This is a genomic window from Spongiibacter taiwanensis, assembly GCF_023702635.1.
Taxonomy (GTDB): Bacteria; Pseudomonadota; Gammaproteobacteria; order Pseudomonadales; family Spongiibacteraceae; genus Spongiibacter; species Spongiibacter taiwanensis.
On the sequence record NZ_CP098455.1, the window covers coordinates 3,085,709 to 3,110,801 of the forward strand.

General features: G+C 57.3%; 22 protein-coding genes. 15 read left to right on the plus strand and 7 right to left on the minus strand.

All coding sequences use genetic code 11. From position 1 onward, the window contains the following. Positions 1 to 103 precede the first annotated feature (103 nt). Positions 104 to 586: a flavin reductase family protein gene (locus tag NCG89_RS14020; RefSeq protein WP_251087182.1), complete on the minus strand. Its 483-nt coding sequence runs from the start codon at positions 584 to 586 to the stop codon at positions 104 to 106. A 267-nt stretch (positions 587 to 853) separates the two neighbouring features. Here NCG89_RS14020 and NCG89_RS14025 point away from each other — a divergent pair, with 267 nt between their 5' ends. Continuing rightward, positions 854 to 1,420, plus strand: a complete 567-nt coding sequence (locus tag NCG89_RS14025; RefSeq protein ID WP_251087183.1) for an NUDIX hydrolase — start codon at positions 854 to 856, stop codon at positions 1,418 to 1,420. A gap of 48 nt (positions 1,421 to 1,468) precedes the next feature. Here NCG89_RS14025 and NCG89_RS14030 read toward each other — a convergent pair whose 3' ends face one another. Genes NCG89_RS14030 through NCG89_RS14045 form a run of 4 tightly spaced genes read right to left on the minus strand, consistent with a single transcriptional unit; the run spans position 1,469 to position 4,422 of the window. Further along, complete coding sequence (locus NCG89_RS14030; protein ID WP_251087184.1) at positions 1,469 to 2,068, minus strand: nitroreductase family protein; 600 nt, start codon at positions 2,066 to 2,068, stop codon at positions 1,469 to 1,471. 52 nt (positions 2,069 to 2,120) lie between these two features. Beyond that, the gene (locus tag NCG89_RS14035) at positions 2,121 to 3,371 is read right to left on the minus strand and encodes a LeuA family protein (RefSeq protein WP_251087185.1); all 1,251 of its coding nucleotides are present in this window, start codon (positions 3,369 to 3,371) and stop codon (positions 2,121 to 2,123) included. Positions 3,372 to 3,396: 25 nt separating this feature from the next. Then, positions 3,397 to 3,972, minus strand: a complete 576-nt coding sequence (locus tag NCG89_RS14040) for a VOC family protein (RefSeq protein WP_251087186.1) — start codon at positions 3,970 to 3,972, stop codon at positions 3,397 to 3,399. Positions 3,973 to 3,996: 24 nt separating this feature from the next. Next, the gene (locus NCG89_RS14045; protein ID WP_251087187.1) at positions 3,997 to 4,422 is read right to left on the minus strand and encodes a nuclear transport factor 2 family protein; all 426 of its coding nucleotides are present in this window, start codon (positions 4,420 to 4,422) and stop codon (positions 3,997 to 3,999) included. A 283-nt stretch (positions 4,423 to 4,705) separates the two neighbouring features. Here NCG89_RS14045 and aceE point away from each other — a divergent pair, with 283 nt between their 5' ends. The 10 genes from aceE (at position 4,706) to NCG89_RS14095 (ending at position 19,028) form a co-directional block, all read left to right on the plus strand. After that, on the plus strand, positions 4,706 to 7,381 hold the full coding sequence (gene aceE / locus NCG89_RS14050) for a pyruvate dehydrogenase (acetyl-transferring), homodimeric type (RefSeq protein WP_251087188.1): 2,676 nt from the start codon (positions 4,706 to 4,708) through the stop codon (positions 7,379 to 7,381). A gap of 10 nt (positions 7,382 to 7,391) precedes the next feature. Further along, positions 7,392 to 8,720 (plus strand): dihydrolipoamide acetyltransferase family protein, encoded by a 1,329-nt coding sequence (locus NCG89_RS14055; RefSeq protein WP_251087189.1) that lies wholly within the window; start codon positions 7,392 to 7,394, stop codon positions 8,718 to 8,720. A 93-nt stretch (positions 8,721 to 8,813) separates the two neighbouring features. Continuing rightward, positions 8,814 to 10,454, plus strand: a complete 1,641-nt coding sequence (locus NCG89_RS14060) for an FAD-dependent monooxygenase (RefSeq protein WP_251087190.1) — start codon at positions 8,814 to 8,816, stop codon at positions 10,452 to 10,454. 34 nt (positions 10,455 to 10,488) lie between these two features. Continuing rightward, entirely contained in the window at positions 10,489 to 11,157 is a 669-nt protein-coding gene (locus NCG89_RS14065; protein ID WP_251087191.1) for a YybH family protein, read from the plus strand. 149 nt (positions 11,158 to 11,306) lie between these two features. Beyond that, positions 11,307 to 12,509 (plus strand): acyl-CoA dehydrogenase family protein, encoded by a 1,203-nt coding sequence (locus NCG89_RS14070; RefSeq protein WP_251087192.1) that lies wholly within the window; start codon positions 11,307 to 11,309, stop codon positions 12,507 to 12,509. 152 nt (positions 12,510 to 12,661) lie between these two features. Next, positions 12,662 to 13,807, plus strand: a complete 1,146-nt coding sequence (locus NCG89_RS14075) for a cytochrome P450 (protein ID WP_251087193.1) — start codon at positions 12,662 to 12,664, stop codon at positions 13,805 to 13,807. 59 nt (positions 13,808 to 13,866) lie between these two features. Continuing rightward, complete coding sequence (locus NCG89_RS14080; protein WP_251087194.1) at positions 13,867 to 14,178, plus strand: 2Fe-2S iron-sulfur cluster-binding protein; 312 nt, start codon at positions 13,867 to 13,869, stop codon at positions 14,176 to 14,178. 63 nt (positions 14,179 to 14,241) lie between these two features. Next, the gene (locus NCG89_RS14085) at positions 14,242 to 16,569 is read left to right on the plus strand and encodes a TonB-dependent receptor (RefSeq protein WP_251087195.1); all 2,328 of its coding nucleotides are present in this window, start codon (positions 14,242 to 14,244) and stop codon (positions 16,567 to 16,569) included. Between the two features lie 17 nt (positions 16,570 to 16,586). Continuing rightward, positions 16,587 to 17,711, plus strand: coding sequence for an NAD(P)H-dependent amine dehydrogenase family protein (locus tag NCG89_RS14090; RefSeq protein ID WP_251087196.1), 1,125 nt, complete (start codon positions 16,587 to 16,589; stop codon positions 17,709 to 17,711). A 108-nt stretch (positions 17,712 to 17,819) separates the two neighbouring features. Further along, positions 17,820 to 19,028, plus strand: a complete 1,209-nt coding sequence (locus NCG89_RS14095) for a hypothetical protein (RefSeq protein WP_251087197.1) — start codon at positions 17,820 to 17,822, stop codon at positions 19,026 to 19,028. A gap of 5 nt (positions 19,029 to 19,033) precedes the next feature. Here the strand turns inward: NCG89_RS14095 and NCG89_RS14100 are convergent, their stop codons facing one another. Then, entirely contained in the window at positions 19,034 to 19,657 is a 624-nt protein-coding gene (locus tag NCG89_RS14100; RefSeq protein WP_251087198.1) for a TetR/AcrR family transcriptional regulator, read from the minus strand. A 273-nt stretch (positions 19,658 to 19,930) separates the two neighbouring features. On the opposite strand from NCG89_RS14100, the gene NCG89_RS14105 reads away from it, so the two are divergent. Together NCG89_RS14105 and NCG89_RS14110 are read left to right on the plus strand one after the other, a co-directional pair. Then, positions 19,931 to 21,202 (plus strand): sulfotransferase family protein, encoded by a 1,272-nt coding sequence (locus NCG89_RS14105; protein ID WP_251087199.1) that lies wholly within the window; start codon positions 19,931 to 19,933, stop codon positions 21,200 to 21,202. Positions 21,203 to 21,214: 12 nt separating this feature from the next. Then, entirely contained in the window at positions 21,215 to 22,252 is a 1,038-nt protein-coding gene (locus NCG89_RS14110) for a hypothetical protein (protein WP_251087200.1), read from the plus strand. Positions 22,253 to 22,323: 71 nt separating this feature from the next. Here NCG89_RS14110 and NCG89_RS14115 read toward each other — a convergent pair whose 3' ends face one another. Then, complete coding sequence (locus NCG89_RS14115; RefSeq protein WP_251087201.1) at positions 22,324 to 23,643, minus strand: protoporphyrinogen/coproporphyrinogen oxidase; 1,320 nt, start codon at positions 23,641 to 23,643, stop codon at positions 22,324 to 22,326. 222 nt (positions 23,644 to 23,865) lie between these two features. Here NCG89_RS14115 and NCG89_RS14120 point away from each other — a divergent pair, with 222 nt between their 5' ends. Further along, entirely contained in the window at positions 23,866 to 24,291 is a 426-nt protein-coding gene (locus NCG89_RS14120; RefSeq protein WP_251087202.1) for a nuclear transport factor 2 family protein, read from the plus strand. A gap of 4 nt (positions 24,292 to 24,295) precedes the next feature. Further along, complete coding sequence (locus tag NCG89_RS14125) at positions 24,296 to 25,036, plus strand: SDR family NAD(P)-dependent oxidoreductase (protein WP_251087203.1); 741 nt, start codon at positions 24,296 to 24,298, stop codon at positions 25,034 to 25,036. Positions 25,037 to 25,093 lie beyond the last annotated feature (57 nt).

Below are 25,093 nucleotides of genomic sequence, written 5' to 3' on the forward strand. Positions count from 1 at the left end.
CAGATTATGGTGATTGGCATCTTCTCTCTGGGCCGCAGAAGATACCTCGTCGAATGCGACGAGTTCATCGGCAGTAGTGGCAAATCCCGATAATTGCTGACCGCTATGCGGTTGCCAGCGAGCGATACTTACCGCGGGAGAAAATCAGCGGCTCTTCCTGCGCACCGGGGTAAATCCCCTTGATCTCGCCAACCAGAATGGTGTGATCGCCGCCGGGATACGGTTGCCAGAGGCGGCATTCAATGCTGGCCAGGGCGTCGCGAATCAAGGGCGTTCCGGCAGCGCTTTGAACGACATGGTCCGGCCTGAGAAGGTGGTCGCCTTTTTGGGCGTAGAGGCTGGAGAGTTCGCTCTGCTCGCAGCTCAGAAAATTGATAGCGTAATGCTCGCACTCGGTGAAGTGAGTGAAGCACTCGGAGTTATTCTGGATGCTCCACAGCACCAGTGCAGGATCGAGGGACACCGACGAAAAGGAGTTTGCTGTCATGCCAAGGCCGCTGCCGTCGGCTGTTCGGGTGGTAATAACGCAGACCCCAGTGGCGAACTGGCCAAGAATATCGCGAATGGTGCGGGTATCAGCTTCCATCGTGGTGTCGCTCTCATCATTTTTTATTTGCGACAAGTGTAATGACCGGCGGCCCGTCAGACACGTTGTTCAGGCTATAGCTGTTATAGATAAATAAGCGCCAGGGTCAGTCGGCATATTGGCCGCTGTGATACAGGCTATTGGCAAACTTTCTGGTTTTCAGGCGGCTTCCCGGTCATATTTCAATATAGGTTCCAAAGCGCGTCCGTCGCGACAGCGGCGCGTTTTATCGCAATACTGAAAACAATAAGATGGCGAGACTCAACGATGACCGGCTTTTGTTATGTCTGCGGCGCATCAATGACCCTGGCGACCCCGTTAGGGGATGTTGTCCCGCGAGAGCTGTGCAGCCAGTGCGGGTACATTCATTACTGCAACCCCAAAGTCCAGGTTGCGGTGTTGGTCAGCGATGGCGATCGCCTGTTGTGGATGCGGCGGGCCATGGCGCCCCGGGCGGGCTTCTGGGAAATTCCCGGTGGTTTTATGGAGCTGGGAGAGACGATGAAACAAGCCGCTGTGAGAGAAACCTTTGAGGAAACCGGTGTAAGGATTGCGCCTGGCTCACTGCAGCCCTGGCTGGTGGGTAGTATCGAAGCCATTGATGAGGTGCACGTGATTTTTCGGGCCGAGGCGGAGCAAGCGACCATTGCGCCGGGCAGCGAGGCCCAGGCGGCGGGGTGGTTCACCGCGCAAGAGGCACCCTGGGCCGATATGGCTTTTCCCGAAGCCGAGCCGGGTTTGCGGCAATTCTATGGGGAACTGGCTGAGGGGCGTTTCGGAATGCACTACGCCGAGCAGCAATTACAGCAACTGGTGTTTGAGAAGGTCTTATAAGGGCGGGCGCGCTTCGCGTTTAACCGCGATCAGCCCGCTTGTTTTGAGTCACCACAAACCTTCGGTCGAGCCGAAGCTGGCCAGCTCCCGGCTGGGCTTGCGTTGGCGCGGGGCAAGCTCGCGGCTGGCCAATGATTCGGGGATTTCTGCTTCGGCAAGCTGGTAGCCGATGGCCATAATGGCGACGGCTTTGTAGTCCTCGGGAATGGCAAAGGTCTGGCGCAGTTGCTCCGGGTTGAAACCGGCCATCTGATGGGTCATCAGACCGTCGTGCCGGGCTTGCAAGCAGGCACTGAGGGCAGCGGCGCCGCAATCGTACTCAAACCAGGGGTTTGCTGCGTTGTTATGGGTAAAGACCCGCTTGCCGATCACCGCCATGAGCACCGGCACGGCTTCGCACCATTGCTGATTTTTCTCCACCAGACTGTCAAAAATGCCCTGCCAGCAGGCCGGGTGCGTGTGCCGGTTGCCCACCAGTAGCCTGGCGGGCTGTTCATTAAAACAAGAGGGCGCCCAGCGGGCGGCTTCAACAAGCCGTTCGAGGGCGGCTGGATCGACCTGCCGCTCTCGATCAAAGGCAACACCGCTCCACCGCTTGGCAATGAGCTCGTGAATGTCGGCGTTCAATTCTGTGGCTTTGTCGAACATGGGGCGCTCTCACTGTTGTCGGTTGGCGGTGCCTGCTTGCGCATTCGCCGGTTTAGAGGATTTTCTCGCAAAGCCCGCGGAACTGGGATTCAGATAGCAGGCGGCGCTGGATACGGCCCTCTTCCTTGACCCGTTCGGTGAGCTCGGCGATCTGGTCATCATTGGCGCTCAAGCCGAGTTTTTCAAGGAAATAGCAGATGGTTGAGCGGCCACTGTTTTTACCGAGTACCGGGGTGCCCTCAGACTGACCGACCATTTTCGCGGCATAGGGCGCCGTGACTTCGGGTACGGTAAAGCCAATGGCATTGAACTTGCGCATAATGTCCACACCAATACCGGACTCCATATCGAACAGTCCGCGACCGACAATGGGCTTGTTGCGGGGGATCGTCTGATTGGTCAGGTTAGCCAGCAGGATCGAGGTTTCCATCAATTTATTGAGGTTGAGGCCGGTGTCTACACCCGCCAGTACCTCCAGCATCATGGCGACCTCTTCGGTGGCGGCGTTGCCGGTGCGCTCACCGAGCCCATTGATTGAGGTATGGACGGTGTCGGCGCCGGCGGCGACGGCTTCCACCACCCCGCCAATGGCCAGGCCAAATTCATTGTGGTTGTGATATTCAATGGACGCTGTGGGGAGCCACTCCTTGAACTGCTTTACCAGGTAGCCAGCCGACCGGGGCAGGGCGCAACCGAGGGTGTCTACCAGGATGATTGAGGCGGGCTCGCAGCTTTCGAAAATCTGCTTGTAAACGTCCTCGAGAAAATCCGGGTCGTCACAGCGGGTCATGTCCCAGCCCATGAAGGAAGTCTTCAGGCCCTTTTCCTGGGCGTAGCTGATCACGTCGATGCAGTTGTCGATGACCTGTTGTTTCTCCAGACCATAGGCTTGCTGAATCATGTAAGGGTTAACGATGTGCTCGACGATGACGGTCTTAACACCGCACTGCTCGGCCAGATCCACATCGAGGCGGTGAGTACGGCAAAAGCCGACAACTTCCGAGTCCAGCTGCATATCCACCATTTTGCGGATGCCCTGGCGAACCTCTTCGGAGATGATCGGCATGCCCGCTTCGATGCGGGCAACCCCCAGCTCATTGAGGGCTTCGGCGATGCGCAGCCGGTCAGACAGGCTAAAGGCGAGATTGGAGGTTTGTTCCCCGTCGCGCAGTGTCACGTCGTGAATGTTGACCTTGCGCCCTGCCATGCCCTGATTGTTCTCGGGCAGGAAGTTCAGCGGCGAGCCCCAGAATTTGCCCTCTTTGAAATGGGCCTGCTTTTTTAATCGCTCGATATCATACATAACGTTCAGCCTTATTTATGAGGGGTTACACAACGGGCAGGGCGTTGGGGTCAGCCGCTTCTTCTGCGGCGGCGAGCATGTCGGCTTCGCTCATGCCTTCTTCAAAGCAGGACAGCAGCACGTTGGGTTCGAAGGGTTTGCCAATGGGGTTACTGAAGTAGGCTTCGGAAGAGAAATACGCCTTGCATGCCTCGGGAGTGCGAAAGTTGTCGTATTGAAACTCCAGTTCATTACCGTCGGGATCGGCGTAGTAAAAGGAGGTGGTAATGCCGTGGTTGATACACCAGCGCGGCAGAATACCCTCACCTTTTAGTCGGGCGTAGGTTTGTACCAGGTCGTTCATTGAGGCATATGAATAGGCAGTGTGGGCAATGCCGGGTGCCATTGGGTTCTTGTCTTCCGGGCATTGCGGAGGCAGGTTCAAAAAGGCAAAGCGGTGGTGTTCATCGTCGTAGGTGACAAAGGTCAACTTGTCGCTTTCAAAGACGGGCTCGGTTTGGAATACCGTGGCGTACCAGTTGATCATCTCCTGGTAGCGACGGGTTTGGATGACCAGGTGGGCCATGTAGGCAGGCCGAATGTATTGGGCAGGTGTGCTCATAAAAGCCTCGTCAAATGTCGGGTGTTATTTGGTGTAAATCAGAACCGGGACTGCTTTGCGGTGGGCAATTTTCCAGCCGCTGGCGCCCCGTACGAAGGTGTCATGAAATTCAACAATCCCCATTGGGCCAGCCACCTGGGCGATGGGCGCGCCCTCCGCTTTTTCGGCTTGGTAAAGGGTTACCTGGGTAACGGCGCGGGCCGTGCCGGTAGAGGTCTCCAGAAAATGGGGTCGATGGCATAGGTGGCGGGTGACATGATTGGGGGAACGCCCCGACCAGAAGGATCGCATTTCTCCGTGGCCAGAGAGCGCGCCATCGGGGCGCTCAAACACGGCGTCATTCGCGAATTGATCGATGGCCAAGTCGAATTCGTGGTGATCAATGTGGTAGGCGAAATTAAAGATTAGCGCCTCACAGGCCGCTCGCGTATCGGCAGTGCTGTCAGCCATATCATTGCTCCAGACAGGGCAGCGCACCCTGGCGGCGGCCGCGATTCATTATTGGTATTCGAGGAGTATTGCCAGCGGGCTGAGCGGGAGCAATAAAATATTGTGATCGGCGCCATGCCTTTTTTTGAACTGGCGACCGGCTGAGGCTGGGGGGCTGCTGAGGTTCAAGAATGGGTTGATTGGCAAGAGTTTCTATAACGGCTATCGGTCAGATTTGTCGTGCAGTGAACAGCAGTTGTGCAAGATATCGCTCCAATAATAATTTACTTGGCAGCTGATCACGATGAACCAAGCCGCACTCGATATTGCAGAAACCCTTCAGGACGTCAGGCAGGACTGGCTTGAATCCATTCACTATATTCTCGACGCCTACGGCGAAGAGGGGGTTCGGGAGGTGCTGCGCAGTGTGCAGAATCACGTCTTGTCCCTCGGGGTTCCCCTCAACGAGGCGACCCTAAATACACCCTACATCAACTCTATTCCCCTGGCTCGGCAGCCCATGTATCCCGGGGACATCGAACTGGAGAAGCGAATTGAAAATATCATTCGCTGGAATGCCATGGCGATGGTGTTGCAGGCTCAGGATCAGCAGTCCGGAGTGGGCGGGCATATCGCCACCTATACCTCGGCAGCGACCATGCTGGAGGTGGGCTTTAATCATTTCTTTCGCTGTCGCTCAGAGGAATACGGCGGCGATCTGGTGCTGGTCCAGCCCCATGCGGCGCCCGGTGTTTATGCCCGGGCCTTTCTGGAGGGGCGCCTGAGCGAACAACAGCTGGCCAATTTTCGCCGGGAGCTGCAGCCCGGGGGCGGCTTGTGCTCGTATCCCCATCCGCGTTCGATGCCGGAATTCTGGCAGATGCCCAATGCCTCAATGGGCTTGTCCACTCCGTCGGCCATCTATCAGGCGCGCTTTGCCAAGTACCTTGAGGCCCGGGGCCTGAAGCCGGCTAACGGCGGCAAAATCTGGTGTTTTATTGGCGATGGTGAGGCCGATGAGCCCGAGGTGATGGGCACCATCAATATCGCCGCCCGAGAAAATCTGGATAACTTAGTGCTGGTGGTCAACTGTAATCTGCAGCGCCTCGACGGCCCCGTTCGCGGCAATGGCAAGATCATTCAGGAACTGGAGCGCAGCTTCCGCGGTGCCGATTGGCAGGTAATCAAAGTGATCTGGGGGAGCGGCTGGGACGGCTTACTGGCCAGTGACCGCAAGGGCGTATTGCGCCGCCGAATGGAAGAGTGCGTAGACGGTGATTACCAGTACTTTTCCATTTTGCCCGGCAATGTTCAGCGCGAGCATTGGGTAGAGAACAACCCCGAGCTCAAGGCAATGATGAATACCCTGACTGACGACGAGATTCGCGATATCAAGCGAGGTGGTCAAGACCCGAAGAAAGTCTATGCCGCCTTTGACCGCGCGGGTAAATCCTCAGGCAAACCCACGGTGATTCTGGTCAAAACCGTGAAAGGTGACGGCATGGGCAAGGCGGCCCAGGGCCGCAATACCGCGCACCAGAAGAAGAACCTCGACGAGAGCGAACGACTGGAGTGCGCTCGAAATTACGGTATCCCGCTTCCTGAAGAGGACGCTAGGAAGGCGGCGTTTTATCTGCCGCCAGAGGACAGCCCCGAGCGGGAGTACCTGATGCGCCGACGGCAGGAGTTGGGTGGCCATCTGCCTGCCCGGGTAGTGGATTGCCCTGCCATCGAGGCGCCGAGCCGAGAGGAGTTTGCCGAGTTTGATGCGGGTAGCAAGGGGCGTGAGGTGTCTACCACCATGGTGGTGGTGCGCATTCTGTCGCGGCTGCTCAAGAGCAAATCCCTGGGTAAGTTCATTGTGCCCATTGTGCCGGATGAGGCCCGTACCTTTGGCATGGACGGCCTGTTCGGCCAGGCCGGTATCTATTCGCCCCAAGGGCAAAATTACACCCCGGTAGATAGCGACAGCCTGATGGTCTATCGGGAGGCAAAAGATGGCCAGATTCTGCAGGAAGGGATCTGCGAGACCGGTGCCATCGCCTCGTTTATGGCCGCCGGTACCGCCTACGCCGTGCACGGTGTGCCGATGATTCCCTTTTATATTTTCTACTCCATGTTTGGCTTTCAGCGGGTTGGCGACATGATCTGGGCCTGCGGCGACATGATGTGCCGGGGCTTTCTGCTCGGCGGCACCGCCGGTCGCACCACCCTCAACGGTGAGGGCCTGCAACATCAGGATGGCCACTCGCCCTTGTTGGCAGCCACCGTACCCAACATGAAGGCCTACGATCCTGCCTTTGGTTTTGAGTTGGCAGTGATTATTCGTGACGGCATTGACCGCATGTATCGTCAGGGTCAGAACCTGCTCTACTACCTGACGGTGTATAACGAGAATTATCCGATGCCGGCCATGCCCGATGCTGAAAATATCGAAGAGGGCATTCTGCGCGGCGCCTATTGCTACCGCCGTGGCAGTGGCGACGGCGCCCGGATTAACCTGCTGAGCAGTGGCGCGATTATGCAGCAGGCCCTGGCGGCGGCAGAGCACCTGGAGGGCTTGGGCTATGCCGTGGCGATCTACAGCGTGACCAGCTTTATCGAGTTGAGCCGGGAGGCAGAGGATTGCGACCGCTGGAACCGACTGCACCCGGAGGCAGAGCTGCGGCGCTCCTGGCTGGAGCAGCTGCTCGCGAACGAGGAAGGGGTGTTCGTCAGCGCGACTGATTATATGAAGTCCCTGCCCAATATGATCGCCAAGTGGATTCCCGGCCCCTACACCACCCTGGGCACCGATGGCTATGGCGTGAGCGAAGCGCGGCCTGAGCTGCGCCGTTACTTTGAAGTGGCCAGCGCAGACATCAGCTTTGCCGCCCTCAGCGCCCTGTATCGCCAGGGTGATATCGATCTGGTCACCCTTGAGGCTCAGCGAACGGCGCTGGATATCGACACAGATAAATTCAATCCGGTATCGCGGTGAGGGCCTGGTGATGAGTAATGCAACCGAGATTATTTTGCCGGCGCTGGGCGACAGCGACCGTATTACTGGAGAGATTGTCCGTCTGGCAGCCGTAGGGGAAGCCCTCAGCGCTGGCGACATCTTTATGGAAGTCGAAACCGACAAGGTGGTGGTGGAGATTCCGGCGCCCAGCAGCGGTGTGATCGACAGTCTATCGGTCAGCCTTGGCCAGCAGGTTTGCGGCGGCGATGTAGTGGGCTATTTGCGCAGTGAGGGGGATGCCGCGAATGAGGAGACTCCCGCCGCCGACACGGCTGAGTTTGCGGAGCGTATCGAGAATGACGAAGAGGCTCCGGCCCCACAGACACCTGCCTCGGCGAATCCGCCAGCCATGGAGAGTACAGCTCCAGCGGCTGAGCAAGCCGCTGTTGCCGGTATGCAAGAGAGTGAGCCCGCTGGTGAACTGAATGTCTATCCCGCCGGCCCCGCCGCTCGCCAGTTGGCGCGCACGCTGGGTGTGGACCTTGGCGATATCACGGGCACCGGCGCCCGGGGGCGAATCACCAAAGAGGATGTCATCCGGCATACCCGCCAGCGTTTGCGCCAGCCCGAGGCGCAGGGGGTCTCCGCCGCGCCAGCGCTGCCGGATATCTCGCGTTTTGGTGAAGTAGCGTCACGCTCCCTGAGCGGTATTGGCAAGGCAACGGCGCGCAATATGACCATTGCCTGGCAACAGATTCCCCATGCCTGGGTTCAGGAAGAGATTGATATCACCGAGCTGGAAGCTCTGCGCAAGCGCTTTAAGAACGAAAGCAAAGATAATCCGCCGCTGACCGTTACCGCGCTGTTGTGCAAGATTGTAGCGCTGGCCCTGACCCGCTTCCCCGACTTCAACAGTGTGTTGGATGCGCAGGCCCAGCAGGTCTTACAGCGCAAGTACGTCAATATCGGGGTGGCGGTGGATACACCTCGGGGTTTGGTGGTGCCAGGGATTCGCGATGCCGAGAAAAAATCGGCTCTGAGCATTGCCATTGAGTTGAAACAAATCAGCGAGCGGGCAGTGGCTGGAAAGCTCACCGCAGCGGAATTAGAAGGTAATGGTTTCACCATCTCCAATCTCGGCGGCTTGGGTGTGTCGGGCTTGTTTCCAGTAGTCAACTGGCCAGAAGTGGCCATTTTGGGTGTGGCATCGAGCCGCAGCCGCTGTGTGATGGATGACGGGGCGGTGAGCAATCGGCTGATCATGCCGGTGACCCTGGGCTTTGACCATCGGGTGATTAACGGCGCCGATGCGGCGCGCTTTCTGGGGTTTTTGCGCCAGTGCCTGGAAGAGCCGGGCCTGGCGTTGATCGTCGCCTAAAAAATAGCAATAGCCGCCATAGGCTCAGCTGGCTTGTGGGCGGCTGAGTGAGGTGGAACACTCCCTTCATTAAAAAAATAAGTGAAAGACAGCATGACGAACTCAGAAAAAATCGGTCCCGTTTTGATCGCTGGTGGTGGCCCGGTCGGCATGACCCTGGCGCTGGAACTTGCCCGCCATGGTGTGGCAAGCACCCTTGTTGAGCGCAATAGCACCACCACCCGTCATCCCAAAATGGATTTGACCAATGGCCGCAGCATGGAGTTGTTTCGCCGTCTCGGCATTGTCGATGCGGCCCGGGCGGCAGGAGTGCCGGAGGATCAGGATCTCGATATTACCTACGCCACCAGTGCGACTGGCTATCTGTTGCATCGCTTCAACTACGGCCCGCCAGCAGAGTTTCGCACCCGCAGTCGGGAGCTGAACGACGGCACCATGACCCTGGAACCGCCAATGCGGGTGTCCCAGGTGATGCTGGAGCCGGTGCTGAAAGCGGCCATTGATGCCGAGCCCTTGATCGATGTGATGTTTGGCTGGGCCTTTGACAGCTTCAGCCAGGATGCCGACGGGGTCAGCTCGGATATTGTGAATCAGAACAGCGGCGAGCGCCGGACACTGCGCAGCCAGTATCTGGCGGGCTGCGACGGTGGTGGCAGTCGGGTGCGCAAGATCGCGGGTATTGGCCTGGAAGGGGACTTTGGCATTGTGCCGATCTACATGGTCCATTTCCGCTCCGAGGCATTGGATGTGCTGGCAAAATTTGGTGCTGCCTATCACCTGCAGACGGGGGTGGGCACCCTGATCAGCCAGAACGGCCGGGATATCTGGACCTTACACGCGGTGCTGCCGCCGGGCAGCGACCTGGACAACGTCGATGAAGCCGACCTGCTGCGCCGCTTTGCCGGACAGGATTTCGACTTCGAAATTCTGGTGGCCAATCACTGGACGCCCCATCAGGTGGTTGCCGATCGCTACCGGGAAGGGCGCGTGTTCTTGGCCGGGGACGCCGCCCATCAGTTTATCCCCACTGGCGGTTACGGCATGAATACCGGAGTGTGGGATGCCGCCGACCTGGGTTGGAAGCTATCTGCGGTGATCAACGGCTGGGGCGGTGAAGCCCTGCTTGAGAGCGTCGAGGAACGGCGCAAAATTGCGCTGCAAAACCGCGATGCTGCCGCCAGCAATATGGGCGAGCGCTTTGCCATTGAAGGGTTTATTCAGCAGCAGCGTGAGCAATTCGACTTGGAAGCTGCTGACAACCAGTCTGTGCGAGATGCTATCAGCGCTGAAATCCAGCGTATCGGCAATGCTGAAAACGAGAGCTACGGCATTGAGCACGGTTACCGCTATATCGACTCGCCGGTGATTTCCTATGATCAGCCCGACACCCTGGCGCCGGTCTTTGATCGTCTTAGGGTTCAGCCCTCGGCGTATCCCGGTTGTCGTCTGCCCCATTTCTATCTGGGCGATGGTAGCGCCTTGTATGACCGTCTTGGTCGGGAGTTCACCCTGATTACCCTTGGCACCGCCGATGGCAGTGCGCTGTTAGCCGCCGCCGAAGAGCAGGGCATTCCGGTGGATCTGCTGGCCCTGGGTGATGAACCCTCACTGCGCCGCCTCGGCTACGACTTCATATTGGTTCGCCCAGATCACCACATTGCCTGGAGCGGCACCGCGATGCCTAACGATTGTGCCGGGGTGCTGGCGCGGGTCGCCGGTCACATATCGCCTTAAAAATTACTGCCTAACGACAATAACAGAGGTTCTTATGAAGAAATTGCAATCCTTGATTCCCGCCGTCTGTCTGGCTCTGAGCTGCGCGTTGACCTCAGCCTGTGTATCGGCGGGAGATGTGATGACCGAGCGCAAGTGGGAAGCGCCCAAAGCGCTGTTTGGCACCGACCCTAAAGTCATGGCGGAGATTGTCGCCATGGAGAAGGCTGTTGAGAAGAACTACAACGAAGAATTCATTAAAGACCCGGATAACCCGCTGCGCTACTACGCCGACAGCGAGGATATCAGCTTTATCGACATTCTTGCGCCGGGCCAGTACCACGGCGAAGACGTGCGCAATTGGTTTAACTTCATTGGTCCAAAATTTGTCGGTGACCTGTATTTGAAAAACATGCATGTCTACGCCAAAGGCACCACGGGCTTTGTGTACATGAATCAGATCTACAAGATTCCCGGACCGAACAACACGCCCATTTACTGGGTCATGCGTCAGACCGATGTGGTCGAAAAAATTGATGGCCAGTGGAAAATTTTGCACACCCACTTGTCTTTCGCTGCTGATCCCGTGGATCTCAACCCGGCGACCTGGGTGCTGGATTACGACATGACCCCGCGTGAAATGCCCTGGGTGACCGGCTATGGCGGCTGTGACCCCCAATGCCTGCTGGAAAAGTCGAACCCCCAGGTAGATGAGTCCAAGTAAAAAGGTCCGATCAAAAAAAACCAATAGGGCTTATAGCGTGTTGCTGGTTTCTAAGTGCAGAGCGATTTCGTACTTTGGTAGCTGGCAAGTGAGCCGAAAGAAATAAGAATGCGCGCCGCTGTGCGCGCCTCGATAACGGAGTTACACCTATGGCGGTTGCTTCCCCAAATTTGCAACAAGACTTACCTCTGAGTTTTGATCAGGACGCCGAAGCAGCCGCGATGGCGGCGGCCAAGGCGATGCGTCCCTTGTTGCGTAAACACACCCAGACCCACCATAAAATCGGTGAAATGGTGGCCGAGGTCGTTGCGGCAGTCACCGAGGCCAAATTGCACGGACTATCGGTGCCAAAGCGCTGGGGCGGCGGCAATCTTTCGTCGGTGGGTTTGGCGCGGGTATCGGCAGAGGTGGCGCGGGGCTGTCCGTCAACGGCATGGAGTGTGTCCATCACCAATTCTGTGGCGTGGATGGCTTCGCAAATGAAGGACTCGCTGCAAAAGGCCGTGTTCAGTAAAGGCATTCCGATGATGACCAGTCCCCAGAATGGCGCGGGGACTTTGTCGGAGGTTGAGGGCGGCTACTTGCTTAATGGTCGCTGGGCCTATGGCTCCAACTGCCACCACGCCAAATACGCGCTGCTGCAAGGCATGTTGGGTGAGCAGCCGATTATGTGTCTGGTAGGAATCGACGAAGTCCGGCGGCTCGATACCTGGGATGTGGTGGGTATGCGCGGCTCGGGCTCCGATACCCTGGTAGCTGAAAATGTGTTTGTTCGCACAGACCACACCACCAAGATGGCGGGTGTTTCCAGTGGCGAACCCCATACCTTTACCATGGAGTCCAGCGATTACTGGGTTGCCTTCCCGCTGCTGCGAGCCAAGGCCCTGGGTGTATTGGTTGGCGCCGTAGAGGGTCAGCTGGATGCGGTGGTGGCGGGCAAGGAAAAGCCGGTTCTGTACACCAATTATCCACAACGGCAGGATTCTGGCGCGTATCGGGCATCCATCGGTGAAGCGGCAACCAAGATACGCTCAGCGCGTTGTATTATGGATTCAACCAACAAAATGGTGGACGACGCTGCGCTTGAAGCACGCTATTTCACCGTTGAAGAAAGTCATCATATTCGCGCCGAAGTGGCGCTGGCGATCAAGCTGTTGAGCGATGCCTCCTCCATGTTGATGGACTTAGCCGGGTCGTCCGCCTTCAGCGAGTCGAATCTGTGTCAGCGCTACTGGCTGGATTTCAATGTTGGTTCGCGCCATGTGATTTTTAATCAATGCATAAGCTATGAAGCCTATGGCGATTTTGTTCTCGATCGGGAATTGAGTGTGATGAACCCGCTATTTGTGTAGAGTGCTGTCGGCCAACGGTTAAATAATTGAGCGGCTTCCGCTCGAAAACCTTTGCCAAGCGCTATTAACTAGAAAAATAAACGCAACAATAGATTGGTATTTTTATGGAGCAGAGCATTCCAGCACATGTCCCTCAGGATCGCGTACGGGACGTGGATATATACAATATTCCCGGCGGTGAGGTAGACCCCTTCGCCGCATGGAAAAGCATTAAGGACGCATCCCCGGACATGTTTTATACCCCCCACTACGGTGGCTACTGGGTGGCTAACAGTGCCGAACTGGTGCATCGTATTCTCACCGATACCGAGACTTTTACTTCCCGTCAGGCGGTGCTGGTACCCGATATGCCGCCAGGCACGCCGGATTTTCCGCCCTTGATGACGGATCCGCCGGAGCACCGCGCCTTTCGCCATCCCTACAATATTGCGCTGTCGCCAAGCAAAGTGCCCGAGCTGGGTGATCTCGCCCGTGACGCGATTAACCGCTGTATTGATACGGTTATTGCCCAGGGGGAGTGCGAATTTATGGCCGATGTGGCGCTGCATGTTCCCATCGTGGTGGTGATGAAATTACTTGGCCTGCCCTTTGAAGACCGGGAGCGCCTGATTCCGCTGGTGGATGCGGTGACCCACGGCGACAATCCCCAGGCCCGGGGCGAAGCGGCAATGGGTGTGTTTGCCTACTGCGACGAATGGGTCACTCGCCGTGAACAGGAGCCCGGCGAAGACCTGATTAGCCGCTTTCACCGGATCACCGTGGGCGACCGTCCGGTAAGTCATATGGAAGTCACCGCCTCGGTAACCATCTTGTTGCTGGGTGGTCTGGACTCGGTGTCCCACACCATGGGCTTTATGATGAAGTTTTTGGCCGAGAACCCCGAGCACCGCCGTGAACTGGTTGCCGATCCCAGCAAGATTCCTGTGGCGGTCGACGAAATGCTGCGGCGTTTCTCTATTGTGTCAACGGCGCGCAAAGTGCTCAAAGACGTCGAGCTGGACGGTGTGACCCTGCGGGCAGGTGAGAAAATCATCGTTGAAATGTGTATGCATGCGCTCGACGAACGAGCCTGGGAAGACCCAATGAAGGTTGATTTTGGCCGTTGCCCGAAAAAAGTACCGAGCTTTGGTGAAGGGCCTCACAAGTGCGTGGGCATGAATCTGGCGCGTACCGAGTTGAACGCATTGCTGGAAGAGTGGCTCCGCCGCATTCCGGAGTTTGAAATCAAGGCCGCTGAGAAAGTGGTAACAATGACCGGCCAGAACATCGGGATTCACGCATTGCCGCTGTCGTGGTAAGCGAATTCTGGAAAATAAATTGAACGGTGTGGCCTTGCAGCAAAGGTGGTGGAAACATAATGACAGTATTGATTTTTGAAAATGCTTCTGGTGAGCAGACGCGGGTAGAGGCCACGGCAGGCAATAGCGTAATGGAAACCGCGTTGGCAGCCGGAGTGGATGGCATTCTGGCGGATTGCGGTGGTGGCTGCAGTTGCGCTACCTGTCATTGCTATGTCGACCCGGGCATTTTTCCCGAGGCAGATGGCATTGAACGCGAAATGCTGGAATGCGTGCTGAACCCTCAGCCGCGCAGCCGCTTGAGTTGTCAATTAGTGGTCAGCGAGGCCATGGGTGAGGTAGTTATTCAACTGCCGGAATCTCAAATATAAATCTGGATCAGGGCTCCCGCCTTCGGGCGGGGCACAATAATAACAATCTTGGAGTGTGGTATCGTGGCTCACAATTCGAAATGTGTGATGGCGGGGTTATCCCTTATCTTGGTCAGCCAAGTGGGTGTGGCGCAGGAAGGCGGCGCGGCGCCCCAGAATGAAAAGCGCGCCAACCGAATGCTTGAAGAGGTGGTGGTAACGGCCCAGAAGCGAGAGGAAAACCTCCAGGAAGTCCCCATCTCGATCAGTGCCTTTAGTCCGGCGAAACTGGATGCCTTTGGCATTGACGATATTCAGGATCTGGAGCGGATTACTCCCGGGCTCACCATTACCAATTCAGCGGGCTACAGCCTGGCGTACCTGCGCGGTGTTGGTACCGATGCCTTCCTTCCCGGTGCCGATTCCTCGGTGCCCTTTTATATTGATGGGGTTGCGCTGATTGGTTCTCAAGGCAGCCAGGATACGCTGGGTAGAGTGGAGCGGGTCGAGGTGTTGAAAGGCCCCCAGGGGACGCTATTTGGCCGCAATGCAACTGGTGGTGCAGTCAACATTATTACCCCCAACCCCTCAGATGAATTCACCGGTGATATAAAAGTTGAGCTGGCCGAATACGACGAGCAGAATGTCACCGCCTATATCAATGTGCCAATCGTCGACGGAGTTGCCATGTCGGTGGCGGCCTACGATACCCAGCGGGACAACTACATCAAAAACACCGCTGGCCCAGTCATTGATATTTACTCCAAGGGCTGGCGGGCGAAACTGCGCTGGGACATTACCGACCGACTTGCCATTATGCTGTCTGCGTCAAATGCGGAGACCAGCAACAACGCGGCCATCGCTTTCGAAAATACCTTACCCGCACCTCGTGTTGGCGGTGTCGCCTTAACACCAGCAGATCCCAAGGCCGACCGGACGATTCAAAACGACGCCTTGTCTGGGGCGCAAAACGAACACGAGCTGTATTCTGCGACGCTGACCTGGAATACCGATTGGGTCGACTACAAGCTGATTGTGTCTGATCAAACCCTGACTGCGCCGTTTATCCAGGCCGACTTTGATGCATCGGCATTGCCATTGGTGAATTTCTTCTCTGTCAGTCAGGTAGCGGAACAGCAGACTGCGGAGCTGCAAATTTTGTCTAACGACGGCACTCCATGGAGCGACAAGCTGGAGTGGGTGGCAGGTTTGTATTACATCGAGGGTTTCGGTGGCTTTGATCCACTGGGATTGGATGTCGCAGCCGGGCTGCTGTCGGGCGATGATGCGCTGATTCCCATTGGCGACTTGTTGGCCGACGTGGGTGAGGTCATCGGCCTACCGGCGAATCCCGCCAACATTCGTATCCTCACTGGCGGCCTGCTCGATAGCCAATCCTTCTCAACTTACTTTCAGGGCACCTATGCCCTTGCGACAAACCTGGATTTGACCCTGGGCTTACGCTACCAGGAGGAGACCCGGGTACTGAGAAAATCCCGGATGGGAATTGAAGCGGCTGACGGCAGCGAGTTTATTCTGCGGGAAGACGATGTGCCGGATCTGACGGCCTATCAATGGTCGCCGCGTATCGCCCTGAGCTGGTTCCCTGGCGGCGGTGATACCCAGATCTACACCTCCATCGCCCGGGCCTACAAGAGCCCCACCTATAACACGGTAAACCTGACCGAAACACCGTCACCCGTGCAAGAGGAAACGGTGACCTCTGCGGAACTGGGTTTAAAGACCACCCTGTTTGATGGCGGACTGACCCTGAATACCGCGGTTTTCCACACCAAGCAGGAGGACTTGCTGACCGGGATTGTGGCGGTGACCTCGGGTGGTATCGTGAGCTACGACAATGCGGGTGAGGCGGAAATATCCGGCTGGGAGATGGACTTTCTGGCGGTGCCAATGCCGAAGTGGAATCCGGGCCTGGTAGTCACCGGTGCCGTGACCTACCTCGACACCGAGTACACAGACTATCCTGATGGCCGTGGCTTCGATGACGACACCGGGCTGGCCTTTGGTGACGGGTCCACCAACCTGTTGCCGCCCAGAGATTTCTCCGGCAATCGCATAGTGCGAACGCCGGAACTGACCTACACCATCGGTGTGAACCAGACGATCGATTTGGGCGCCGATCACGGTGTTGAGGTTGGTGCCGATGCTTACTATAACGACGGCTTTTTCTTTCTGCCCCAAAACTCTGACCTCTATGCCCGTGAGTCTTACACCTTGGTCAACGCCCGGGTGAGCTACTTCTACTACCCCTGGGACCTGCAGATTACCGCCTTCGGCGAAAACATCACCGATGTGGTCTACAACGAAGCGGTGTTTGTGGCGGACCTTGGTCGTAACCAAATACTCAATGCGCCGCCGGTTTATGGCTTGCGTCTCAACTGGACTTACTAATAAGAAGGAGAAAAGCAATGGCGACTCTTGCCAGAACAACACCCTATCGCATGGCAGTGTGGGGCCCCGGTGATGTGGGCTCGGTGTGTATTCGTGAAGCGCTGCGCCGGAACGATATGGAAGTAGTGGGTGCTTACGTATACAGCGAGCACAAAGACGGTAAGGACATCGGCGAACTGGTGGGCAAGGACCCAATCGGCGTGTACGCAACCCGTGATCTGGATGCCTTTCTGGCGATTGACTGCGATGTGGTTTTGTACACCGCCCTGGATTTTCCCGGCGGCCCTGCCGAAGAGGATTTTCTGACTCTACTGCGGGCGGGCAAAGTGGTGGTGACGTCGTTGCCCTACACCTATCTCGCCTACCGCGACCCCAAATTCAAACAGGCTTTGGAAGAGGCAGCGGCCCAGGGCGGCGGCACCTTCTATGCCAGCGGTGTGAACCCCGACTTTATCGGCCACCGCTTTGTGCTGCTGCAAACCGGCCTGTCCAGCGAGGTCGAGAGCATAAAAATAGAAGAATATTTTGACTGCGAAGACCAAGAAAATGCCACCACCCTGGGTATTATCGGCCTGGGTGGTGACCCCAACAAAGCCATGGATGAAACCAGCCCGGCGCTGTTCTACCAACGCCAGTACTGGTTCCAGATGATCCAGCATATGGCCGATTCCATGGGGGTTGAGCTGTCTCGCATAGAAGCGGCGAGTTATTCCGAGCCCGCGCCCCGGGATATCGCTGTGGACTGTATGACCATCAAGCAAGGCACCACCGGCAGTGTGGCCTATGAGTCCATTGGTTATGTGGGGGATACCCCCTTTATTACCATGCGGGTGGGCTGGTATATGACGCCCCTGATGAAACCGGCCCATGTGAATCGGGAAACCGAGTGGATCATCACCATCGAAGGTCGCCCTTCGTCAAAATGTGTGCTGGATCTGGCGCCAAGTTTCAACAGCGACATTAAAACCATTGAAGGTGACCCTGCCGCGCCGGGCTATTTCTCCTTTGCCGTATGTTTGCTGCAAGGTATTCCGGCGGCGGTAGCCCACGGCCCCGGTATTCGCCAAACTGATCTACCGCCGATTCACTGGCGCAAGGATATGCGCATGCGCACCGAGAGCAACAAGCACTGGTACGATTAAGGGCGTTTGCCTCACTATTGTGTAAGGGTTGGCGCGAGCCCAGCTTGGGGCATGCGCCACGCTATCTATACAGCAATCAGCTATTAAAAATCGGCGGGAAACTCTGACATGAGTGACGACCAGACCAAGGCAATGTTCCAGCGGGCCGCGGGTCTGGTGGAGACGGCGGAGATTCAGGCGGCCCTCAAAAAAGCCGAGATCCGCGTGCGGATGTTGGTGGGCAATGGTCCCGGCGAACAAGCCCTGGCCATGTTGCCCGCAGTGCTGGGCGAGTGGGCGCTGAACTATTCTCTCAAGGCGATTAATTCCGACCCCAATTATCCCGAGCTGCTGCCCTATATTTTCAGTGCGGGCTGTATCAATTGTGGAATTCTCCCTAACCGGGGCTTTGGCGGCGACAACCCCGACACGCTGTACACCATTGCGCCGGTTGATCGCAGTGGTCACTTTGCCCTGAGCGGAACCTTACCAGCACCGGGGGTGGATGTATCGGTGCAAGTCTGCGGGGACGCTTCCCTGTCGACCCAGTTGGCGCTGTTTTCTCTTGCTGATTTTGCAACTGGCGATGGCCGGACCTTCTACCTTGAACTGGGGCCAGCGGGCTCCGCGGTTGGCACTGCGGCGCTGCCCAGGGATGCCCGCTATCTGCTGATTCGGGAGACCTACTCGGATTGGCAGTCAGCGCCCGGGCGTTACCAGATTGAGCGCCTGAACCCGCCGGACGCACCGGCGATGACTGACAGTGAGATTCTGCAACGCGCCGTGCATTTCATCGTCAACGAAGTGTCCACCGCGTATGTCTGGTTGGCCATGACCGGACGTTTGCCCCCTAATTTTCTCAGTCCCGTCATCCCCACCGGCGATGTGGGCGGGATGAATACCGCCTGGATCAGTATGGCGTCCTTGATCTTGGCACCTGACGAGGCCTTTGTACTGCGCATACCCAGCAATCAAAGCCCCTACCTGGGCGGCGTATTGATGGACTGGTGGCAGCGTTCATTGAATCCCGGCAATTCGCTGACCTCTCTCAACCTGGCTCAGCTGACGCAGAATGCGGAGGGCGAGCGTTGGATTGTGGTGTCCCACACCGATCCCGGGGTGGCCAACTGGCTCGATACTGGCGGGCTGGAGCAGACCAAGCTGATGGTCCGCTGGCAGGGCGGCGCCATGACTCAGGCACCGGAGATTTCGGGAGACATCGTCAAGCAAAGCGCCCTGGCCGAAATGATGGCGGGCACTGTTGATCCTATGGCTTCAAGCCAGCGCCAGATCCAGCTCGATCAGCGCCGGGCGGACTACCTGACCCGGTTTGGGTAGCACATTTATTCAAAGGCATTGAGCAGAGCAGGAATCACCAGTTTACGCAGCATGGCGATATGGTGGGCCCGGGTTTCCTTCGGGCGAACCAGGGTCAAATAATGGTTGGTCAGCAGCCACTCCACAATCTCTTCATCACTGAGGGCCGGGTTGAGCTGCTGCTTTTGCCGGGCCTGGGCCAAGGGCTCTTGCCACAGGCGTTTGCCAAGGGCCATTAACTTGCCGTGGAGCAGGGAGCGGCGATCAAGAATGTGGGACTGAAACCAGGGCGCCCCGGAGCCCAGCATCATGTCGTTGAGAATGGGGTTGTCATCCACCAGACCAATGGCGAGTACCACGCTGTCGGCCACCGCCTCGGCAAAGGCTTTGTCGCGGAGGGTGGGTGCCAATGCCTGGCTGACCGCATCATCGAACTCTCTTACATAGATAATGGCCAGCAACTCGTCCCGATTGTCGAAGGTGCGATAGAGGGTTTGCCGAGACAGCGCCATATCGGCCGCCAGGGCCAGCATGGTGGTTTTTTTCATCCCGCGCTGGCAGATGGAATCCCGGGCAGCGGCGATCACCGCTTGGCGCTGGGGTGACAGGGGCGTGTCTTCAAATTCTTTGGTAGTGGCGGGTGCCTGCATAGGGGGGTGGCTGCCTGTGTTGCATTAGGGTGCTGCGCTAGCGCTGAGCTTAACACTCGGAGCTCAGTTTGGCCCTTGCATCGTTTTCATGCTGGGCATACACTCAGAGTTACAGATTTAAAAAGTGTAACAGCTTGTATTATGGCTGCACCAGCCGAGTGGGCTTGCCCTGTCGGATCTGTCGCCGATACCGGGCGAGATCCCAGGGAACGTCATGACTACCTTAAGCCCGCATCAAAACCTAAACCCGTGTCAAAATAAGAAGGGAACACGATGAGCAATATCACCTCACAACGGCGAGAAAACTGGCGGCCGGCGCCGCGCCCTGAATGGGTTGAACGCATCAACGAAGAGGGTCGCTGGATGGACATTGGCGGGATTGTGCCGCTGGATGAACAGTCGCTACTCAATTCCGCCATGAAAGCTACCGGGCTCAGTGACTTTGGCCCGGATGACTGGCGTGAGCCTTTTCGGGTTTACATTAAGGCGCTGGAAGAAGAGGCGGAACTGAACCTGTTAGGGCGCATCCGCACCCGCTCGGAAATTCTGCAGTTTTTGTGTGCTCGCCTGCGTATTGAAGAGGAGTACAAGCGTCATCCGGAAATCGCTGACGAGGAAATTAAGCAGCCGATTGTGGTGATTGGTCAGGGGCGCTCGGGCACCTCTTTTATGCTCAATACTTTGGCAGCGGCGCCGAGTAATGGCGCGCTATCGACCTGGGAATCCATCTATCCCTGCCCACCGCCGGAGAAAGACAGCTATCACAGCGACCCCCGGGTAGAAGCGGGCCACCAGATTGCAGACCAGTGGAATCGGGTCACCCCGGAAATCGCCGCCATGCACGAGTTTGATGGTCGCATTCCAGAAGAGTGCTGCCATATCATGGCGATCAATTTCATGTCGGTGACCTGGCTCAATCTTCTGGGCCAGGTGCCCAGCTACATTCAGTACGCGCCCCAGATCGACTGGACCCAGTGTTATGCGTATCACAAGCGCATCCTGAAATTGCTGCAGTGGAAGAACCCACGAAAGCACTGGGTACTGAAAGCACCCGAGCATTTGGACCACCTGACCGATCTGCTCAAGGTTTATCCCGATGCCTGTATCGTGTTGATGAACCGCGACCCCATCAAGGCGCTGGCTTCCAGCCTGAATTTGATAGGCACCGCCCAGTGGGCGCGCACCGACAACCCCCTGAGCAGTAATGCCTGGGATTTTATTATCAGCGCCGAAACTTCGGCTAAACGCCTGGAATCCATCATTGATTTGATGGAGGGCGGGGTGGTGTCCAAGGAGCGGGTGCTCAACGTTCTTTACAAAGACTTGGTTGCCGACCCCCTGAGCACCGTCGATAAGATCTACGATTACTTTGATTTACCCATGAGTGGGGAGGAGCGGGGAGTCATTGCCAAATACCTGGCGGATAACCCCCGGGAAAATCGCCCTCCCCATAAATTTGATATGGGCAGCGATGAACAGATCGCCCGGGAACGGGAGCTATTCAAGCGTTATCAGGATTACTTTCACATTCCAAATGAAGTGTAGGGGGGCCGCGCTATGAGCCAAGTCATGAACAACATCGCGAAAAACCCGGCACCGAAACTGCTTATTTACGGAACGGGAAAAGTGGGGCTGGCGGTGGTCCGTCTGGCCGACAAAAAAGGCTGGCCGGTGGTCGCCGCCTTTAATCGCGCGGGTGACAAAGTCGGTCAGGATATTGGCCAACTCGCCGGACTCGACAAGCCCCTTGGGGTGCTCGTGCAGGATTGCGAGCAGGCCAGCTTTGGCCAGTTGGATGCCGATATCGCCATTGTTGCCAGCACCGATCGTCTGGCCACCAACTTGCCCGCCTACAAAAAACTCCTGGACGCCGGCTGCAATATTCTTTGCCACGGCACCGAGTCCTACTTTCCTCTGGCGACCAATGCCGAGGTGGCGGAGGAACTGAACGCCTATGCCACTGAGCGCGGCCTGACCTTCACTGGCGGTGGTATCTGGGATCTGTCCCGTATCTGGTCCGGCATCATGGCGGCGGGCCCCTGCACCGAGCTGCGCTCCCTCTATCACCAGAGCATTACCGATGGCGATGCCTGGGGAGAGGCCCTGGCCCAAGCGGTGGGTATTGGCTTTAGTGAAGCTGAGTTCAATGAAAAACTGGTCCAGCAGGCGGGCACGGCGGGGGGGCTCTACCCGAGTATTCCGCACCATGTTTTGACGGCGCTGGGCTATACCGTTACCGAAACCAGTGAGCGACGTGAACCTGTGCTGCTAGACCACGCCATCTACAGCAATGCCCTGGGCCGGGAGGTGGCTGCAGGGGAGAGCGCGGGTACCCGGATTGTGGCAGAGGTGAAAACCGAAGAAGGTGTCACTGCCCGCGCCGACATCGAAGTGCGCCTGTTTGCGCCCGGTGAGGTGGAGCATATGACCTGGAAGGTCGATGGCGAACCGGAGTGTTCGGTGCGGGTGGAGAGAAAGGATTCCGCCTTTATGTCTGTAGCGAGCCTGTTTAATCGCATTCCCGATGTGATTAATGCGCCGCCGGGTATTCAGCCCCTTTCCAGTCTGGGGCCGCTGCGCCACAGCGCCCTTTAATCTGGCTTATTCAGTGAACCTGGAAGGCCTCTCTTTCTTATCGGGAGGAAAGGTCTGATATCGCAATTGGGTCAAATAGCCAGGTCCCTGATGAATTGCTCCGCACAGCGCTGGCCGCTGATGATGGCTCCCTCGATGCCTGCAGAAATGAATTCGCCGGCAAACTTGATTGGTCCCTCGCTGAAGTGATCTGCCACTTGCGCTAAAGCTTGATAGGTTCCCGCTGGCCGATGGTGATCAACATAATCCCAATAATGCACATGGAAGGTTTCAATATCCTCGGGCGAGACATTTAAGTGGGAGGGAAGCCGGGCCGAAAGGGTTCGGGCGGCCAGATGGGCAACGGGTTCGTCGCTGAGATGACGGTGTCGAGAGGCCCAATCGGCGCTGAGGTGAATACACAGCAACCCCTTGTTTGCCGGTGCCCGATCGGCCGCTTTGTTGTGATCATAGATAAAGGCGACCACGTCCTCGCTTTCGCAGGAGGGTATCAGGCAAAAGCCGGCGCGACTATCTGGCTGTTGGGCCAGCCCGAGATGAACGCTCACACTGGTCACCGGCTCCCGGGATTGTAGCCACTGCCATTGGGGAGAGTGCGTCTGCTGGGTGAGCGCGGCGGCTTGTGGCGCGGGCACCGCCACAACACAGGCGTCGAAACGCTGCTGGGAACCCGCCACGGTCAGGGTGACTTGATTACCGTCCTGGCGGACCGACTCAACCGCGCTGTGGTACTGAATGTTCAGGGACTTGGCAATGGCCTGGCAGATCGCGCCCATTCCGCCTTCGACTTGAATTATGTCCGCACTGCTAAATATTCGCATCAGCCAGAGCAGGTCCACCCGTGAGGACACCTTGGCCGAGGTGAACATGTTCAGGCGAATCAGCGGGTCGGCGAGGTAATCCAGTATCTCTTTGCCGCAGCGCCGCGATACAAATTGTTGGCAGCTCTCACTGTCAAACTTGGCTAATCGGGCCATGCCATCGAAGCCGGACAGGCGCCAGGCGCGGGCTAACTCTGGAGCCAGGCCGAGGAGTCGCAGTTTGGCTGACAGTGACAGCGCGGGAGACAGTGCCGCCTTGGCAGGTTGCTTCAGGTCGAGTTCGTGCAGTGTGCCGTCTCGGACTAAGCCGATGGTGGAGCAGCCGGGCGATAGCAAGTGGTCGGCACCAACCTCTTTCAGCAGTGCCAGGGTTTGGTGGTAACTGCTGGCCAGGGTGGCGGCGCCGAGATCAAAGGTGTACCCCTGTTGATGAATTGAGCGAGTGCGTCCGCCGGGTGCCTCTCCCTGTTCGAACACCGCTGTGGAAATGCCGCGCTGCTGCAGTTTGTAAGCGCAGGCCAAGCCGGCCGGGCCCGCGCCAACAATGGCAACGTGAGGATGTGCAGTCATGGATAGGGCCTTTTTGATTTGGATTATGGCCCTCGCTCGCGCCTGAGCGCACTAAAATTCTCCAATAGCGGTAATCGCCTTGCCTTTTGGCCAATGGCCACTTTAATTCGTCGATACCGACGATTTCTCATACCGCCCCTGACTTGATGCTGTGTGTTGCACACATCGGTGAGTAGGCAGTTCCCGGGTCAGACTGAATAATAAAATCAGGGAGGTTGAACGTTGAGCATTGAACACAATAAGCAGCAGGCCGTCGCGCTTTTATCGGCCATCGAAAGTGGAATCGATATCCGCTCTTACTTTACCGATGATGCCCGCTGGCGGGTCGTTGAGGGTTGCCCGCTGAGTGGGGACTACGCCATTGCCGATTTGGTTTCTGCCATGGGCCGGGTATTTGGTTTGTATAAGTATCCGCCACGTTTCAGGATAGAGCACGTGACGGCGGAGGAAAATCGGGTGGCGATTTACTGCCGGTCCTCCTCCGAGCTGATCGACGGTAGTCCTGTCGATAATGAATACCACTTTCTGATGTTGTTTAAGGGTGGGCTCATTGACGAAGTAAGGGAATTTTTAAATACCGCTCGGGTGATCGAGATCATGCCCAAGCTCGAGCGCTTGATGGCGTCAGCTCAGCATCGTGGGGAGTAACATTATGCAGAATAGATTGGCGGGTAAGGTTGCTGTGGTGACCGGTGCTGCATCAGGCATTGGCGAAGCAATTTTGCGCTGTTTTCATGGTCAGGGAGCCCGGGTCGTCGCGGCCGATATCTCCGGGGGGCAGAATGCCCTGGCGGCAGAGCTGGGCGAGGGCTGTCTGCCTTTTCAGGTGGATGTGCGCGAAGCGGATCAGGTTGAAGCGATGATGGCGGCCGCGATGGAGACCTTCGGCGCGGTCAATATACTGTGCAACAACGCCGGGATTGAGGGCCGCTTGGTGCCGACTGCCGATACCGATCAGGCGGAGTTTGATAACCTACTGGCGGTGAATTGCCGGGGTGTGTTTTTGGGGATGCGTTATGCTTTGCCCCTGATGATTGCCGGGGGTGGTGGCTCGATTATCAATATCGCCTCGGCGGCAGGGATGATTGCCTTCCCCGGCATGGTTGGCTACTGCGCTTCCAAGGGGGCGGTGAGAATGATGACCAAGACCGCGGCCGCGGAGTATGGCCGTCACGGCATTCGGGTCAATGCTATCTGCCCGGGTGTCATCGCCACGCCGCTGATTGCCCATATTGACGAGAACATCGTCGCGGCAGCCAAAGCCCACACCCCTGCCGGGCGCTTAGGCGAGGTAGAAGAGGTGGCCAACCTGGCTTTATATTTGGCCAGTGATGAGTCTCGTTTTGTTACTGGTGCTGATATGCTGATTGATGGTGGCATGACGGCCCTGTAAGTCAGAGCTGTGCTTCTCACCGGTAAACCCGTGGTAGCGACGCGCCGTTCTGCGCGC

Bases quoted from the DNA above. Each gene is read 5' to 3' on its own strand.
- NCG89_RS14020 (WP_251087182.1), bottom strand. From the start codon at position 586: ATGGAAGCTGATACCCGCACCATTCGCGATATTCTTGGCCAGTTCGCC.
- NCG89_RS14025 (WP_251087183.1), top strand. From the start codon at position 854: ATGACCGGCTTTTGTTATGTCTGCGGCGCATCAATGACCCTGGCGACC.
- NCG89_RS14030 (WP_251087184.1), bottom strand. From the start codon at position 2,068: ATGTTCGACAAAGCCACAGAATTGAACGCCGACATTCACGAGCTCATT.
- NCG89_RS14035 (WP_251087185.1), bottom strand. From the start codon at position 3,371: ATGTATGATATCGAGCGATTAAAAAAGCAGGCCCATTTCAAAGAGGGC.
- NCG89_RS14040 (WP_251087186.1), bottom strand. From the start codon at position 3,972: ATGAGCACACCTGCCCAATACATTCGGCCTGCCTACATGGCCCACCTG.
- NCG89_RS14045 (WP_251087187.1), bottom strand. From the start codon at position 4,422: ATGGCTGACAGCACTGCCGATACGCGAGCGGCCTGTGAGGCGCTAATC.
- aceE (WP_251087188.1), top strand. From the start codon at position 4,706: ATGAACCAAGCCGCACTCGATATTGCAGAAACCCTTCAGGACGTCAGG.
- NCG89_RS14055 (WP_251087189.1), top strand. From the start codon at position 7,392: ATGAGTAATGCAACCGAGATTATTTTGCCGGCGCTGGGCGACAGCGAC.
- NCG89_RS14060 (WP_251087190.1), top strand. From the start codon at position 8,814: ATGACGAACTCAGAAAAAATCGGTCCCGTTTTGATCGCTGGTGGTGGC.
- NCG89_RS14065 (WP_251087191.1), top strand. From the start codon at position 10,489: ATGAAGAAATTGCAATCCTTGATTCCCGCCGTCTGTCTGGCTCTGAGC.
- NCG89_RS14070 (WP_251087192.1), top strand. From the start codon at position 11,307: ATGGCGGTTGCTTCCCCAAATTTGCAACAAGACTTACCTCTGAGTTTT.
- NCG89_RS14080 (WP_251087194.1), top strand. From the start codon at position 13,867: ATGACAGTATTGATTTTTGAAAATGCTTCTGGTGAGCAGACGCGGGTA.
- NCG89_RS14090 (WP_251087196.1), top strand. From the start codon at position 16,587: ATGGCGACTCTTGCCAGAACAACACCCTATCGCATGGCAGTGTGGGGC.
- NCG89_RS14095 (WP_251087197.1), top strand. From the start codon at position 17,820: ATGAGTGACGACCAGACCAAGGCAATGTTCCAGCGGGCCGCGGGTCTG.
- NCG89_RS14100 (WP_251087198.1), bottom strand. From the start codon at position 19,657: ATGCAGGCACCCGCCACTACCAAAGAATTTGAAGACACGCCCCTGTCA.
- NCG89_RS14105 (WP_251087199.1), top strand. From the start codon at position 19,931: ATGAGCAATATCACCTCACAACGGCGAGAAAACTGGCGGCCGGCGCCG.
- NCG89_RS14110 (WP_251087200.1), top strand. From the start codon at position 21,215: ATGAGCCAAGTCATGAACAACATCGCGAAAAACCCGGCACCGAAACTG.
- NCG89_RS14115 (WP_251087201.1), bottom strand. From the start codon at position 23,643: ATGACTGCACATCCTCACGTTGCCATTGTTGGCGCGGGCCCGGCCGGC.
- NCG89_RS14125 (WP_251087203.1), top strand. From the start codon at position 24,296: ATGCAGAATAGATTGGCGGGTAAGGTTGCTGTGGTGACCGGTGCTGCA.